This window comes from Psychrobacter sp. T6-5 (assembly GCF_052258485.2).
In the GTDB taxonomy this organism is placed as follows: Bacteria; Pseudomonadota; Gammaproteobacteria; order Pseudomonadales; family Moraxellaceae; genus Psychrobacter.
Genome location: NZ_JBQQEY020000001.1, coordinates 3,270,289 through 3,286,253, shown reverse-complemented (window position 1 = coordinate 3,286,253; position 15,965 = coordinate 3,270,289). Strand labels below are relative to the sequence as shown.

Below are 15,965 nucleotides of genomic sequence, written 5' to 3'. Positions count from 1 at the left end.
ATTATAGGTCTTCTTGTTATAATACCCAGACCATTTACTTAGCATGGCAGAGATGCCTTGATCTTACGGATTATGCCTTTATGATGACCATCGCCGGACAACCGTTTCTTACCGATTTTCAGACGCAGCAACTCATCAGTCAGTTCCAGCAAAAAACCGAGCTAAATGTTAGTCAAATAAGTACTCAGCAAGTATACGTGCTATCACGCGAATTGAGCGGTGATGAGCATAAAAAAGCGCTAGATTTACTGGCGGTTGACGCATCAACAACGCTAGATGCGCCGCAAGACAACCAACGACAAGTCATCGTTGCGCCGCGCTTTGGTACCATCTCACCATGGGCGAGTAAAGCGACCGATATCTTTAATAACTGTGAAATTGAGATCAATCGTGTTGAGCGTGTGGTTGTTTATACGTTAACCCTCGATGAAAAAACAGACGGTGACGCAGGCGAAAAACTACCAGTAGACGCTGAGCAGTTGTTGTTTGACCGTATGACTCAGAGCTTGGTTTATGACTTGAGCGATGTCAGCAAATTGTTTGACGATCAAGCGCCAGCCTCACTGAATCATATCGATGTGATCGGCGAAGGTCAGTCAGCGCTAGAGTCGGCCAATACCGAGTTCGGCTTTGCGTTATCCAGCGAAGATATCGACTATCTGATGAATGCGTATGTCAATGAGTTGAAACGCAATCCAACCGACGTTGAGCTGATGATGTTTGCACAGGCAAACTCAGAGCATTGCCGTCATAAGATCTTTAATGCTCAGTGGACCGTTGATGGCGACGTACAGCCAAAGTCACTGTTCCAAATGATCAAAAACACCTATCAGTCTAATCCACAAGGTATCTTATCAGCGTATAAAGACAACGCCGCTGTGATGGCGGGATCTGATGGCATGCGTTTTTATCCTATCCCAACGGACGCGATGGATGCTAGCTCAATCCATCCTTATGGATTTCATCAAGAAGACATCGATATCTTAATGAAAGTTGAGACGCACAACCACCCAACCGCAATCGCCCCGTATTCAGGTGCGGCGACTGGTTCTGGTGGTGAGATTCGTGACGAAGGCGCAACGGGTCGCGGCGGTAAGCCAAAAGCCGGTCTAGCAGGCTTCCACGTGTCGCATCTGCACATTCCAGAGCTTAGCGAGAAATGGGAGCAGTCAGGTCAGTTGAGCACGCAAGCGTATGGTACGCCAGACCGTATGGCAACCAGCCTTGAGATTATGACCGAAGCGCCATTAGGTAGCGCCAACTTCTCAAATGAATTTGGTCGTCCGAACTTATGCGGTTATTTCCGTAGTTTTCAGCTAGATACCTCTGCGGCAAAAGACGGTAGCGAGATGCGCGGCTATCATAAGCCCATTATGCTGGCAGGTGGTTACGGCAATATCAAACGCAACCTTATCGAAAAAAATGCGATTAAAAAAGGTGACTTGCTCATCGTCTTAGGTGGCCCTGCAATGCAAATCGGTCTGGGCGGCGGCGCGGCCTCATCGGTCGATAGTGGCGAGCTTGATGAAGGTTTGGATTTTGCTTCAGTCCAGCGCGACAATGCTGAGATGGAGCGTCGTTGCCAAGAAGTCATCGATCGCTGTTGGGCCCTCGCTGGTGATGATGTAGACACCAGTAATAACAGTAAAGACGGCAACCCAATTGTCTCACTACATGACGTAGGCGCAGGTGGTCTGTCTAATGCGATGCCAGAGCTGGTCAATGACCATGAAATGGGCGCGCATCTGAACTTGCGTAAGATTCCATCGTTAGAAGCGGGCATGTCGCCAATGGCTATCTGGTCAAACGAAGCGCAAGAGCGTTATGTGCTAGCGATTCGCCCAGAGAGCAAAGATCAATTCGACGCCATCTGTGCCCGTGAGCGCTGCCCATATGCCATCTTGGGCGAGGCGACGGATATCCGCCAGCTAATCGTTGATGATGAGCTATTGGACGAGCAACCAGTCGATATGCCGATGCAAGTACTGCTCGGTGGTACACCGAAAATGCAGCGTAGCTTTGAGCGTACCGAGAGTACATTGCCAGCATTAGAGCTTGGCGATGTGAATCTAGCCGAGTCAATCACCGATGTATTGCGTCACCCAACGGTGGCGAGCAAATCATTTTTGATTAGCATTGGTGACCGCTCTATCACCGGTATGGTCGTGCGTGATCAGTATGTGGGTCGCTATCAAGTACCTGTATCAGACTGCGCGGTGACCGCTTCTGGCTTAGTGGCGCTAGATGGTCAGCCAATGACTGGCGAAGCCATGAGTGTCGGTGAGCGTACGCCTGTTGCGCTTATCAGTCCAAAAGCCTCTGCACGTCTGGCAGTCGGTGAAGCAATTACCAACATCGCTGGTGCGCGTATCGCTCAGTTGTCTGATATTACCATGTCAGCGAACTGGATGGCAGCGTGTGGTGATGATGCAGAAGATGCTGCATTGTTCGATGCGGTACACGCAATCGGTGAAGAGCTATGCCCAGCACTCGGTATCGCTATCCCAGTTGGTAAAGACTCGCTATCCATGCGTGCCAATTGGACTGATGAAGAGGGCGCTGATAAATCAGTCGTATCGCCAATGAGTTTGGTCGTGACGGCGTTTGCGCCTGTCGTTGACGTAGCAAAAACGCTAACGCCTGAGCTAATCAATGGCGACAGTGCGTTTTACCGTATTGACTTGTCTAAAGGTAAATTGCGTCTAGGTGGTTCAATCCTTGCGCAAACGCTTAGCCAATTGGGTAACGACTGCCCAGATTTAGCGCAGCCAAGCGACTTGATCGACTTCTTTAACTTTATCCAAGCGGGTAACGCGCAAGGCGTCATCAGCGCCTATCACGATATCGGTGATGGTGGTCTGCTTGCGACTATCGCAGAGATGCAGTTTACCAGCCGTCAAGGTATCAAGCTGTCATTGAATGATGACAACTTACTCGGTCAGCTGTTCAGTGAAGAGCTGGGCGCAGTCATTCAAGTACTGCCAGAAAACGTCGCGGCGCTCATGCAATTGGCAGAAGAGTTTAACGTCAGCGATATGCTCAGCCTCGTCGGTCAAAGCAGTGAAGAAGATAGCCTGTTAATCCAAACGCCTTTGCACATGGGTGACGACACGCTACGCTTTAGCCGTACTGAATTGCAGCAAGCGTGGACGCAGGTCAGCTATCAAATCGCGCGTCGCCGTGATAATCCAGCGTGCGTACAGCAAGAGTATGACTTGATTAGCGACGCGAGCCATAAAGGTCTGATCGCTGCGCCAAACTTTGATCTGAATCAAAAGGTTGAAGCGCCATATTTAGCTAGTCGTGAAGATAAACCAAGAGTCGCTATTTTGCGTGAGCAAGGTGTCAACGGTCAGACAGAGATGGCAGCAGGCTTTACCCAAGCAGGATTTGAAGCGGTCGATGTGCACATGAGTGATCTACTCAGTGGTCGTATCAATCTACGTGACTTCGACGGTCTGGTCGCTTGTGGTGGCTTTAGTTATGGTGACGTACTCGGCGCAGGCTCTGGCTGGGCAAACTCTATCTTGTTCCATGACGAGCTACGCATGCAGTTTGTGCGCTTCTTTGCCCGTCCAGATACCTTTAGCTTAGGTGTCTGTAATGGTTGTCAGATGATGGCACAGCTCAAAGACCTGATCCCAGGTGCAGAAAACTTCCCACGCTTCATCGCTAACAAATCGGCGCGTTTTGAAGCGCGTACGGTCAACGTAAAAGTTGAGCGTACCAAGTCGATCCTGTTCAAAGGGATGCAAGACAGCATCTTGCCAATCGCCGTGGCGCATGGTGAAGGCTATGCCACGCTGAATAATACCGAAATCGACGGTATGGCAAACCACGGTCAGCTCGCCATGCGTTATGTCGATAGCCAAGGTCATCCAACCGAGACCTATCCGCTCAATCCAAACGGCTCGCTCGGCGGGGTCACGGGTCTGTGTAGCACTGACGGTCGTGTCACTATCATGATGCCGCATCCTGAGCGTAACCTAAAAGCGTATAACCACAGCTGGAAACCAGAAGCGTGGGATGAGGACGGCGCGTGGATGCGTATGTTCCGTAACGCTCGTGCTTGGTTTAGATAGGCTAAGTTGGTTTAGAGTATTGTTGTAAGCATAAAAAAAGGTGGGCGTAATGCTCACCTTTTTTGTGTTTGGGGTTTGGGGTTTGGGTTTGAGTGTTTAGAGCAAGTTACTATGGAGTTTGTAATATCTAATAGTTTCGACAAGGAAGGTTATTCACAGTCCGTGTGAAAAATTGATTATATCTATTATGGTAAAGCTTTATTGACTCAAAGTAATGTATTGATCACAACCTTTTGTATCTCCATTATCACATGCTAGCTTAAACCATTTTTTGGCTATAGTATGATCTTGATCAAAACCTAAGCCATCCTTGTAGATTATACCTAGGTTATATTGAGCATCAGCGTAGTTTTGGTTAGCAGCTTTTTCAAACCATTCTACTGCTTTGACATAATCTTGAGGAACACCTCTATTAAAGGCATACATTGTGCCCAAATTATACTGAGAGATAGTGTCACCTTGAATAGCAGCTTTTTCAAACCATTCAGCTGCTTTTTTTAAATTTTTAGGAACGCCTTTACCATCATTATAAATATTTGCTATGTTACGTTGCGCACCAACATTGCCTTGTTTAGCTGATTTCTGATATAGGTCTATTGCCTTCAAATAGTCTTGGGGAACGCCTCTACCGTTATTGTATAATATTGCTAAATTGTATTGCGCACTAGATTGCCCCTGATCAGCAGCTTTTGTATACCACTGTATTGCCTTCTTGTAATTTGGGGACACGCCTTCACCATCCATATACATTACACCAAGATTATATTGTGCATTAGCGTAGCCTTGATTAGCAGCGCTTTCAAACCACTTTATCGCTTTCACATAATCTTTAAATACACTGTTACTTTCTTCATAAAGCAAAGCGAGATTGAACTGTGCTCCAATATGTCCTCGACTAGCCGCTTTTTGATACCACTTCATACTCTCAGCATAATCTTGAGAAACACCTTGACCCTTATCATACATACATCCAAGATTGAACTGAGCTTCAACATTACCCTGTTCGGCTAATTCCAGTAATTTTGTAAGTTTAAATTTTTTTTCATATGCAAGTTCCGTTACAGAAATTTTCTGACTATCTATACTTTGAGTTTCATAGCTCTCTGCTAATAGCCTAGATGATATAGATAAAAAAAAATAATGATTATTAGTTTAGATACTGAAAAACTCATTTACTAGCTCGCTTATAAAAAATTTATTGAAAATAATATTTTTTTTGGAATCTGGATTAGTGTGTAAAGTTAGTAAATGTAGCGACTCCGAAGCGCCTAACACAGACTATTAGTCCGCATATCTCAGAAAGCGTTTTCTCCAATCGATATAAAACGTTTTTCCACCTTGAGTGATTTCTGCCTCCTCCCCAGAGTATCTTCGAGGAAAAAGGAAATCTTTATCAAATACAATGGCAAACTGCCCTGTTTTATCGATATAGCCTCTTTTATCTTCTGTTGCGACATAAGCCAAACCATTAAAAAAACTATCCGCTAACTGGTAAGGTGAGGATATCGCGTGCTTACCTGTCGTATCAATGTAGTACCAGCCGTCCTCATCGTAAACAGCAGCTAAGCCTTCAGAGAAATTGTAAATATACGGAAAATTGAGCGGCACAATGACGTTGCCTTTTTGGTCTATAACGCCAAACTGGTTGCCTTTAATAACAACGGCTCTGTTATCAGAAAAGTCTTTTGCATCATCATATTTCAATGGCACAATGACCGACCCTGAGGTATCAATATATCCAAACCGTCCATCAATAGAGACAGCAGCCAAGCCTTCGGAGAAATCTTCGGCGATATCATATTGCAGTGCAATGACGACGCTGCCTGTCTTGTCGATATAGCCAGATTTATCGTTCATAGACACACGTGCCAAACCCTCTGAGAAGTCTTCGGCATACTCATAAATAAGCGGTACGATCAATTTACCTGACTTATCAATATAGCCATTTTCGTCATAGTCTGAGACATTCGCTAAACCTTCCGAAAAATAAGCAATATGCCGATAAGTGGGTGGCAGAATGATTTTTCCTGTACTGTCTATCAGACCATACTTACCTGCTTTTTCAATACCAATAATCTCTTCCGAAACCCAATGAGTATTATCATATTCAAAAGGAATAAGGACTGTCCCATTATCATTGATAAATCCATATTTGCCGTCACGCTCAGCAGCCATAAAATGGTCATTAATGCAGGCAATCTCTTCAAAGTCTTGTTTGTATTTTTCCAAATGGGTACAAGTTGCACTGTAAGTCAGTGAGGGAAGTAACAAAAGCGAGGAGATAATACTGAATGTTAGAAGCGATCTTGGATGATTCATTTAGAATTCCTACATGCACGTGTTAAAGCCTCACAAAGTTAGGCAGACATTCGATACGCTCAAACCAACGGCGCAGGTTGTGATAGGGTGATAAATCCAATCCGCCTTCGTCGGCATTGTGGGTATAAGCATACAGGCTGACATCTGCCAGACTCATATCATCGCCCAATATATAGGTTTTATCGCTTAGCTGCCCATCCACGTAGCTGAGAATGTCTTGTGATTTGGCAAACTTCTGATGATATTCGTCCAGTCTACTGGGTATCATATTCTGGAACTTTTTGATAAAACGAACAGAGGCGATATTGGGTCTAACCTCGTTTTGCTCATAGAGTAGCCATTGCCACATTTTTGCATACACTATATCAGACTTAGGGATGAGTGCTGAATCATGAGCCAAGTATCTAATGATGGCGTTGGACTCTAACAGCAGCGTAGGCTGGCTATTGGCTGGCGCATCGTCAGGCTTGATCAGTAGAACGGGCACTTGACCGAGTGGATTGATCCGCAAAAATTCAGGCAGTCGATTTTCTTGCGTTAATATGTCAATCTCGACCCACTGGTATTCAATGTTTAGCAGCGCGCAAGTGAGGCGTGTTTTATAGCTGTTTCCAGAAAATTGATTGCCATATAGGGTGTACATACCTTGTCCTTATTATTGTAATCAAGGGATAATATAGCCCTCATAACCATCGAGCGCTAGCGCAAAACACATTTAGGAGTAAAAATATGTCAGGTATCACAGATGTAAACGAGTTGCTCGGTTCTATGCAGTCAGCATTGGTTGATGAGTCATTTGTATTTTGTACCGTTAAAGGTCAACTGGCTGACTACATAGCTTTAGATCCCATCGCGATGTTTAGAGAGTCTGAGGGGCTGACGTTGGTGTTGTCACAAACGGCGGCGGATAAGGCAGTTTTTGACTATGAGAGCGTGTTTAGACAAATCACGCTGACCGTTCATTCAAGCTTGGAGGCGGTAGGGCTTACCGCAGCCGTGTCCACCGCACTTGCCGCAAAAAACATCAGTGCCAATGTAATAGCGGCCTATTATCATGATCATGTTTTTGTGCCCTGTGCGCAAGCAGAACAGGCTTTATTAGCGTTAGAAGCGCTGAGTCATAAATAGATATATCTAAAGTGTTTTAGCGCGAACAATGAGAGAACTTTAATGCTTATATCAGTAATACAAGAAGAAGCGACAGGGTGCGGCATAGCCTCAGTGGCTAATATCGTCGGCAAAACCTATGCAGAAATGAAAGCAATAGCCAATACCATGAACATCTACGCTTCTGATGAGTCGCTATGGTCAGATACTCAGTATGTCCGAGAGATGCTCTATCATGAAGGATTTAAAACGTCTAACAATGAGATCGTCTTTGAGTCTTGGGAAACATTGCCCGATATTGCATTATTATCAATTAAGCATCATGAAAAAGATGGCGTTAGTTTTTGGCACTGGGTGGTATTTAAACGAGTAGATGGTCAGCCTTTCGTACTAGATTCAGCCAGCTATTTACCATCTAATGTGCGAACAGATTTTACCGCCATGCAGCCAAAATGGTATATAGAGGTGAGTCATCTCTAATGGATTGCCATTATCAGGTTTTTGAAAACGACGGCGATATACTGCCGATAAAAGTATCGTCATCTACATCTGGAATCAACATCAATAGGTCTGTTTCCCCAATATCCATATCCATCTGAGACAGTAAGGTTGTGACTTGACCACGATGATGGGTTTGATGATTAAAAAAATGCTGTAGCAGCATCGAAAAGGGTTTGCTAAAGGTCTTATTTTTAGTGTTTTGGTACGTCAGGTTTTTTAAATAGTCGCTCTCATCTGTTTCTGCAATAAAGCTGATAATCATCTGATCTAAAGCGTGGCAGGTGCTGGGAAGTCTTTGAGCGATGTTAACGCTTCAAATCCTGCTGGATAACTGGGGTGCTGATTGAGGCGGCCCAGCCAAATCAAATCACCGACCATCAAATGATTTAGCGTACCTAATATAGAACCAAAAAAGGCCTTTTTGTTTGCCCACAATTCGTCATTAGACAACGCTGAGATACGGTCACATATTTTTTGATTCATCAGCGCATTGTATGCAGCCATAAGTTCAAAGTGAGGTTTTATCATAGTATTTACGCCACAGATTTTTTCGGGTGTGAGAGTTTTCATATTGCCACAGTATTTACAACGCTATCTAGCTAACGCGCACATTATTGTTTGCCTTCTGTCTAAGTCTCAGCAATCAACTCATAAATCTTATCAATTTCTAATATCCAAAAAAAACGGCACTGAAATCAGCACCGTTTTATAAGTCTTGATAATTTAAAAGTTAACTAGGAATTATTAAAATCAATCCCAGCTTAAAATCACCTTACCGCATTGCCCACTTTCCATGATATCAAAGCCTTCTTGAAAGTCATCAATATGCATACGATGGGTAATGATTGGTGTCAAATCAATACCGCTAATCAGCATTTGCTCCATCTGATACCACGTCTCCCACATCTCGCGGCCATAGATACCTTTTAGGGTTAACGCCTTAAAGATAATCTTGCTCCAATCCACCGTGGTGGTGTTGGGTAAAATACCCAAGAGCGCAATTTTAGAGCCGTTATACATGTTACTAATCATCGAATCAAAGGCCTGAGGCGAGCCTGACATCTCAAGCCCAATATCAAAACCGTGCATTTTTAACTCATCGATAGCGCCTTCGATGGTTTCACCCTTGGCTGGGTTGATGGTCATCGTCGCGCCCATTTTTTTGGCAAGTTCTAGGCGATAATCACTGATATCACTGACTACAATATTACGCGCTCCTGCGAAGCGGCAAATCGCCGTTGCCATTGACCCAATCAGCCCCGCACCCGTAATCAGCACATCTTCACCCAGTACAGGGAATGAAAGGGCAGTATGAGTGGCGTTGCCAAAGGGGTCCATAATGGCGGCCATCTCATCGCTGATACGCTCATCGAGTTTGATGACATTATCGGCAGGTATCACCAAATATTCGGCAAACGCGCCATCGCGGTCAACGCCCACGCCTATAGTGTTTTCGCACACATGCAGCTTACCTCGGCGGCAGTTACGGCAATGCCCACAAGCGATATGACCTTCGCCTGTGACGCGGTCACCCACTTCAAGATGCTTGACGCCATCGCCCATTTCACTGATGACACCGACGTATTCATGTCCGATAATCATCGGCGTCTTGATGGTGTTTTGTGACCATTCATCCCACTTATAAATGTGCAAATCTGTGCCACAAATGGCGGTTTTTTTAATTTTAATTTTTACGTCATTGATACCGACGGTCGGTTCTGGTACGTCTTGCATCCAGATGCCTTTTTTATCATGGGCTTTAACCAGTGCTTTCATACTTTTCTCTTATTTAGCTGCATTTCATTGTTGAATCTAGATAACTATCGAACGACGCTTAATCAATCACCTTCATTTGCTTAGCGACTTTGATAAAGGCGGCGATACACTGGTCGAGCTGCTCGCGCGTATGGGCAGCAGAGAGCTGGACACGAATGCGAGCCTCGTCTTTGGGGACGACAGGGTAGAAGAAGCCAATCACATAAATGCCTTCCTCAAGCAGTGCCTCTGCCATTTGTTGCGAGACATTGGCGTCATAAAGCATCACCGCGCAGATTGCCGATTCGGTGGGTTTGATATCGAAGCCCGCATCTTGCATTTGCTTGACAAAATAGGCGGTATTTTCATGCAGTTTGTCTTGTAGGGTATTATCTTTTGACAGCATCTCAAACGCTTTTAACCCAGCGGCTGCGATCATGGGCGGAATGGAGTTGGAAAACAAATATGGGCGTGAGCGTTGACGCAGCATCTCAATCATTTCTTTTTTACCTGTGGTAAAGCCGCCAATCGCACCGCCAAATGCTTTGCCTAAAGTACCTGTGATCAGCTCAATATCACCGCGCAGATCAAACAATTCAGTCACGCCGCCACCAGTGCGACCGACCACGCCTGCTGAATGACACTCGTCAATCATGATCATGGCATCATATTTTTGTGCCAGCGCATAAATCTCATCCATCGGAGCCACATTACCATCCATTGAAAACACGGCATCGGTGACAATCAAACGAAAACGCTGTGCTTGCGCCGCTTGTAGCTGAGCCTCTAAATCTTGCATATCCGCATTGGCGTAGCGATAACGCGCAGCTTTACACAGGCGCACACCATCGATGATTGAAGCATGGTTTAACGAATCAGAAATAATGGCGTCGTCGCTGGTCAGCAGTGGCTCAAAGACACCGCCATTGGCATCGAAACAGGCTGCATAAAGAATCGTATCTTCGGTATTAAAAAATTGAGAAATCGCGGCCTCTAACTGCTTATGCAAATCTTGCGTACCACAAATAAAACGTACCGATGACATGCCATAACCTGAGTCTTCAATGGCTTCTATAGCCGCTTTTTTAATCTCAGGATGGTCAGACAATCCAAGGTAATTATTGGCACAGAAGTTAAGCATTTCACGGCCGTCGGCGATGGTAATGAGCGCATCTTGCGGAGAGGTGATAACGCGCTCGTTTTTATACAGCCCTGCGTCGCGGATATCGCTGATTTCTTGTTGTAGATGTTTTTGAAAGGCTTGGTACATAATGGTTCCTTTTTTACTATTATTGGCGTTTGCTTAGGGTTTGTTGATAGAGCCAAATTATTTGCTTATTGATGCGAGTTAAGCACAGATGTCTAAATACTGACGCACCACATTATCCATGCCTTGCTCTAGTGATTCAATCGTAAACGCATGACCGATAGACACCTCAGCGATATTACCAAGACCGAGCAATTGGGCTAAGTTCTCTAAATTTAAATCATGACCGGCATTGACGCGAATGCCGTTGTCACTGGCGAGGGTAATACAGTCGTCAAAGCGTTGCTTGACCTCATCGAAGTCAATATTGTCATCGTTCTTACCATTACTGTAGGCGCGCGCCCATTCTTCGGTATACATCTCGATCGTTTGCACGTCGCTGTCGATGACGGCTTTGATTTGCTCGATATCAGGATCGATAAATACCGCGCAGCGTGTGCCAAACCCTTGCAGCTCATGACTCAACGCTGACAGCATGTCTTTGTGTTTGATGATGTCGAAACCATGATCGGAGGTCAGTTGATCTTCGCTATCGGGCACGAGGGTACATTGATGCGGTTTGACTTCGCGAATCAAAGATAAAAACTGCTCGTTTGGGTTGCCCTCGATATTGAACTCGATGTCTTTATAATCCTTTAAAAACGCACTGATATCATAGACATCTTGGTATCTGATATGACGCTCATCAGGTCGCGGATGTACAGTAAAGCCTTTGACACCCAGATCAATGAGTTTCTTTACGAAGTACAGTAGGTTGGGATAATCTGTGCCGCGAGAGTTTCTGATTAAAGCGAGTTTGTTTAAATTGACGCTAAACAAGGTGCTCATAATATGTCCTTTTTCATTGTTGTTATGGATAGATTGTTGGTTATTAATACTTAATTTTAGTAGAAGTCATCACGGTTAGCATACTTCATATTCAGCGCCTGCAATATCGCATAGGTTTCGCTATCCATATTACCCGTTGGCTGCTGCGGTCTGAAATGCAGTTGAAACGCATAGATGACATCGCGGCTGGGCTTGTCCCACTCGTCGCTATTATTGATTTGATAGCCGTATTTTCGAAAGGCTTGCTTGATCTCCTGCACGCTTGGCGCGACCAAGGTACGCCGATTCATAATTTCTTGCTTGTCCGCTTCATCATACCAAGCGCCGATACCGTACTCTTTATACAGTCGCTCCCATGGGAATTTTGCACCCGGATCGATCTTGCGCGAGGGTGCTATATCTGCATGACCGATGATGTTTTTTGGTGAGATGTCATAGCGTCTAGCGATATCTTGCACCAGCTCCGCAACTTTTTTAATCTGCAATTCATCAAACGCCACATAATGATCATAAGGGTGGTAATCCATATTGCCATTCTTTAGCGCGTCTCGATATTCAGGCTTGACCCCTGCATTGACGATTTCGATACCGATAGATGTGTCATTTAATATCGTTCGACCTGAAAAGCCACCGTCGCCTGCATGCCACGCACGCTCGGACTCTGGTACGAGGTTATAAATTTTATCATCGTCACTGTCTAAGACCAGATAGTGCGCGCTCACATTGCCAGTGGTCAATGTCTTTATCGAGCGCTCGTTGTCTGAGACTGTATAGTGCAGGACGATGGTTTTGATACGCTGGCTTTTGCCAGTCGATTGATAGGTGTCGCTGTCGACGCTGTAGTTTTTGGTTGTTGCCACTGGTGAGGTCGTCGTCACGCAACCAATCAAAGGCAGGGTTAAGACAAGTGCTAAGAAGATTTTTTTTACCATGAAATGCTCTATTTGAGAGTACCAAGACATTAATTGAAAATACACTAATCTATGGAAATGTACGTTTACTTAAAAAAATTCATGAACTTTAATGATAGCTATATTTTGGTTTGGGTCTTCTTGTAGAGAAACATCTAGGCCATTTGCAACCTCCAAACCACACCTATTATCGTCATTAATTAAAAAAAACTCTTCACCTGTGATGCTTCTTTCAAGTACACCAAGCTCAGAAATATGCTTTAATTTGTCTCCAAGACCATACTTTCCAAATATCTTGCCTTGATATTGACTTGGCGTTCTTGTGATATAAACCATAATAGAGTTCAATATCATTTGTTCATTGAAAAATAATTTCATCAACAAATCTTTCTCACCAACATTGACTTTATCACTACTATAAATATCAAAGCTGTCACCATTGTCTCTGACGTGAAAATTATTATTATCTGACTTTTTTAAAAGTACTTTTATATCTTGATGGCTATATTTTGAAATTTCTAAATTAGCAATACTTTTACCTGGAATAATATCTGCATACCAGTCTATTTCATTCTTATCCATCTTCTTGCTCACTTACAATATCGAATCGATTTAAAGAATTTTCTTTGCCAACACCTTTTTCCAACTCGCCTCCAAACACTCAATCGCCAGCCACGGCTCAATCACCTCAGCGTCAAACTTTTCTTTTGAATTAGATAACTGCCAGAGTTTCTCAAGCGTAGCAAATGGATAAGGACGTTCGACTAAGTAGACTGGCAAATCAGCGTTAATCATGCCATCACGCACCACTTGGAAATACCAGCCCGAGATGCCTTGCTTGCTGACCCATGCTGCAATATTTGGCACTTTGGTAAACTGACCAATCTGATCGTTGATTTTGTAGCACGGGCGGCGTGGTTGGACGATGCGCAGTTGCACGCTATCTTCACCGTTTATTTTGTCGTCGCCATACTGATAAACGTCGCCAATACAGACGTTAGACTCATCCATCTCAGGCAAGCCATCAACGGCTGCAGTGGTCAGGTTTTCACCGAGTGTGCCGACACGTACTTTTAGGTCAAATTCTGTATTAATTTTTTCATAAGTGGCTGTTGGTAGTTGATGCACGGCCTTGAGTGGGCCGCCATGATGTTTGCGGTCGGCTTGCTCGTCAGTGGTCAATCCCATAAAATTGACGGCGACAGGTGCTACAACAGGTGCTTTGTCAATGGCGCTCATTTCTTCACGAGTGAACGGCATGGCTTTGCCCGTGCGGACACATACCAAATTTGCCACGTGCAAGGGTAGGTTAATCTCAGGGTTTGAGCGGTGAGTAGCAGACATGGGCAATCCTTAATAGTAGGCGAGAGCAGGACAAAATTTGCGCAGCAATAGTGGTAAGGATGATAGCAATCTATCCGACAATTATCCATTCTAATGGCTGTTTATCATGATAGATATGTCTAAATATCGGCACAAAAAAAGACCAGAATAACAATTCTGGTCTTTTTGATTTCATGCTTTTAGTATGACAAGATTATTGTACTCAATAATCTTATTTGTTCTTGTTGCGACGACCTGCGGTTTTCTTTTCACGCGGCGTGGCGACCAGCTCAGCCAACTGATCCGGTGATGACCATAGGCCTTCTAAGTCATAGAACTCGCGCGCTTGCGGGGTCATGATATGAACGACAACCGCGCCCAAGTCAATCAGTGTCCAATCAGAATCGATACCGCCTTCGCGGCCAAGTGGCATAAAGCCTGCCTGTTTGGCTTCAGCGCCGACGCTATCCGCCATCGCGCGTACATGACGTTTTGAGGTACCATCAGCGATGACGATACGTTCGGTGACGTCAGTTAAGTCTTCTACATTCATTACAGTGATGTTCTTTGCTTTCATATCATCTAGCGCGCTTTGTACAAGGTTCAAGCACACGGTTAAGCGTTCTTCGGTCATGGTATTGATCATAAATTTTAATCTCTTCAATCGTAACTATTAAAAATAAAGGGGTAAAACGTCAATTTGTCTGAGTCGACTGATCATATGTCGTCAGTCACGTATAGAGACAGGATAGGCAAAATGACATAGATAAGGCGATTTTAACGGAATTGAGCAGCAGAATATAGCTGATGGGCGATAATATAGTGATAAACGGCAGGATTGAGCCATTTAGCTAATGAATTGGGGTGAGTATTGCTCATAATATCATTTATTGGTGCGATAGATGCGATTTGCCTCTCAGTGACGGGCATTTTATTTGTTTCAGTCGCCAATATTTGTAGTTGCTCGCGTATTTGCGTGCTTGATACGGCAGTGATCGGTCGCGTATCTATATAAATGCGTCCTTTAATAGCGCTTTTCAAGTCAGTGCTATTTACGTCAAGGCTATTTATTTTTGAGCTGTCGGCCTCCGTGTTATCTATCAAGCGATGTGGAGTTGGGGTTAATAGCTCAATCGGTGAGTCGGTTACGTGTGGGTGTAATGGCAGCGGTAATTGCGATTGTAAGGTCGCTAGATATTGCGAGGTCGCTATACTGTTTTCAAGTGATGTTGCATTGTCAGAAACTCCCTCATTGATATGATCGCTATCCTCACGATTAAACACCCACAGATTGACATAGTCCGTCAGTTGTAACCCGTCCTTCCATTTATCCAAACTGCGTGCGCTGTCCATACCCATGATAAATATCAAACAGTCATTAGGGTATTGCTGCCTAAGTGTGCGTACACTATCAATCGTATAGACAGGTGGCGCTTGCCATAGCTCAAGCTCATTGATTTGTATCGGTGTGTCTTGCGTCGCGAGTTGCAACATGGCCAAACGATGCGCAGGATCTGTGCTTTGCGTTTTAAAGGGTGAGCGTGCATTGGGCAATAAGGAGACGTGCAAGGGGCGGTTTTGCTGCTTTGCGATTGGCAACAAGTCCTGATAGACGTGTAGAGCCACTTCTAAATGACCACTATGTACCGGATCAAATGAGCCGCCAAGATAAGCACGGATGGCAGGGGCAGTTGTTTTTTTTTGAGGATTGATGCTCGTATTTGACATAAATAAATGCGTAAAAAGAGATGAAGTATCTGTTGGTATCAATACACCTTACTCTTTTATCCGCTAACCTTTTTATATTAACTGAATCATAGCACTATTGTAGAGGGCGGGCGAGTATCTGTCATCACTATCTATCACCACCTA

16 protein-coding genes are annotated in these 15,965 nt (G+C 44.5%); 3 read left to right on the top strand and 13 right to left on the bottom strand.

The genetic code is table 11. From position 1 onward, the window contains the following. Positions 1-80: 80 nt before the first annotated feature. The gene (gene purL, locus ACTXGK_RS28760) at positions 81-4,082 is read left to right on the top strand and encodes a phosphoribosylformylglycinamidine synthase (RefSeq protein ID WP_443514644.1); all 4,002 of its coding nucleotides are present in this window, start codon (positions 81-83) and stop codon (positions 4,080-4,082) included. A 198-nt stretch (positions 4,083-4,280) separates the two neighbouring features. Here purL and ACTXGK_RS28755 read toward each other — a convergent pair whose 3' ends face one another. From ACTXGK_RS28755 to ACTXGK_RS28745, 3 genes are all read right to left on the bottom strand, one after another. Then, positions 4,281-5,099 (bottom strand): tetratricopeptide repeat protein, encoded by an 819-nt coding sequence (locus ACTXGK_RS28755; protein WP_443514867.1) that lies wholly within the window; start codon positions 5,097-5,099, stop codon positions 4,281-4,283. Between the two features lie 264 nt (positions 5,100-5,363). Continuing rightward, positions 5,364-6,401: a WG repeat-containing protein gene (locus ACTXGK_RS28750; protein WP_443514643.1), complete on the bottom strand. Its 1,038-nt coding sequence runs from the start codon at positions 6,399-6,401 to the stop codon at positions 5,364-5,366. 22 nt (positions 6,402-6,423) lie between these two features. Continuing rightward, positions 6,424-7,044: a glutathione S-transferase family protein gene (locus ACTXGK_RS28745; protein WP_443514642.1), complete on the bottom strand. Its 621-nt coding sequence runs from the start codon at positions 7,042-7,044 to the stop codon at positions 6,424-6,426. An 86-nt stretch (positions 7,045-7,130) separates the two neighbouring features. On the opposite strand from ACTXGK_RS28745, the gene ACTXGK_RS28740 reads away from it, so the two are divergent. Both ACTXGK_RS28740 and ACTXGK_RS28735 read left to right on the top strand, forming a co-directional pair. Continuing rightward, a complete protein-coding gene (locus ACTXGK_RS28740; protein ID WP_443514641.1) occupies positions 7,131-7,529 on the top strand; it encodes an ACT domain-containing protein in 399 nt (132 codons plus the stop codon). Positions 7,530-7,571: 42 nt separating this feature from the next. Next, positions 7,572-7,988 carry a hypothetical protein gene (locus ACTXGK_RS28735; protein ID WP_443514640.1) on the top strand — a complete coding sequence of 139 codons (417 nt, stop codon included), beginning with the start codon at positions 7,572-7,574 and terminating at the stop codon, positions 7,986-7,988. Between the two features lie 13 nt (positions 7,989-8,001). Here the strand turns inward: ACTXGK_RS28735 and ACTXGK_RS28730 are convergent, their stop codons facing one another. The 10 genes from ACTXGK_RS28730 to ACTXGK_RS28685 all read right to left on the bottom strand — a co-directional run bounded on the left by ACTXGK_RS28730 (position 8,002) and on the right by ACTXGK_RS28685 (position 15,821). Further along, positions 8,002-8,271, bottom strand: coding sequence for a DinB family protein (locus tag ACTXGK_RS28730; RefSeq protein WP_443514639.1), 270 nt, complete (start codon positions 8,269-8,271; stop codon positions 8,002-8,004). Between the two features lie 5 nt (positions 8,272-8,276). Then, positions 8,277-8,537, bottom strand: a complete 261-nt coding sequence (locus tag ACTXGK_RS28725) for a DinB family protein (RefSeq protein WP_443514638.1) — start codon at positions 8,535-8,537, stop codon at positions 8,277-8,279. A 222-nt stretch (positions 8,538-8,759) separates the two neighbouring features. Beyond that, positions 8,760-9,785, bottom strand: coding sequence for an L-threonine 3-dehydrogenase, zinc-binding type (tdh, locus tag ACTXGK_RS28720; RefSeq protein ID WP_443514637.1), 1,026 nt, complete (start codon positions 9,783-9,785; stop codon positions 8,760-8,762). 58 nt (positions 9,786-9,843) lie between these two features. Continuing rightward, positions 9,844-11,034 carry a glycine C-acetyltransferase gene (gene kbl / locus ACTXGK_RS28715; RefSeq protein WP_443514636.1) on the bottom strand — a complete coding sequence of 397 codons (1,191 nt, stop codon included), beginning with the start codon at positions 11,032-11,034 and terminating at the stop codon, positions 9,844-9,846. Positions 11,035-11,112: 78 nt separating this feature from the next. Beyond that, the gene (locus tag ACTXGK_RS28710; protein ID WP_443514635.1) at positions 11,113-11,859 is read right to left on the bottom strand and encodes a pyridoxine 5'-phosphate synthase; all 747 of its coding nucleotides are present in this window, start codon (positions 11,857-11,859) and stop codon (positions 11,113-11,115) included. A 56-nt stretch (positions 11,860-11,915) separates the two neighbouring features. Continuing rightward, positions 11,916-12,791 carry an N-acetylmuramoyl-L-alanine amidase gene (locus ACTXGK_RS28705; RefSeq protein ID WP_443514634.1) on the bottom strand — a complete coding sequence of 292 codons (876 nt, stop codon included), beginning with the start codon at positions 12,789-12,791 and terminating at the stop codon, positions 11,916-11,918. Between the two features lie 69 nt (positions 12,792-12,860). Next, positions 12,861-13,352 (bottom strand): hypothetical protein, encoded by a 492-nt coding sequence (locus tag ACTXGK_RS28700; protein ID WP_443514633.1) that lies wholly within the window; start codon positions 13,350-13,352, stop codon positions 12,861-12,863. A gap of 30 nt (positions 13,353-13,382) precedes the next feature. After that, positions 13,383-14,114, bottom strand: a complete 732-nt coding sequence (locus ACTXGK_RS28695) for an MOSC domain-containing protein (RefSeq protein ID WP_443514632.1) — start codon at positions 14,112-14,114, stop codon at positions 13,383-13,385. Between the two features lie 211 nt (positions 14,115-14,325). Further along, complete coding sequence (gene rsfS / locus ACTXGK_RS28690) at positions 14,326-14,739, bottom strand: ribosome silencing factor (RefSeq protein ID WP_201601366.1); 414 nt, start codon at positions 14,737-14,739, stop codon at positions 14,326-14,328. Between the two features lie 131 nt (positions 14,740-14,870). Beyond that, positions 14,871-15,821: a nicotinate-nicotinamide nucleotide adenylyltransferase gene (locus tag ACTXGK_RS28685; RefSeq protein WP_443514631.1), complete on the bottom strand. Its 951-nt coding sequence runs from the start codon at positions 15,819-15,821 to the stop codon at positions 14,871-14,873. Positions 15,822-15,965: the final 144 nt, after the last annotated feature.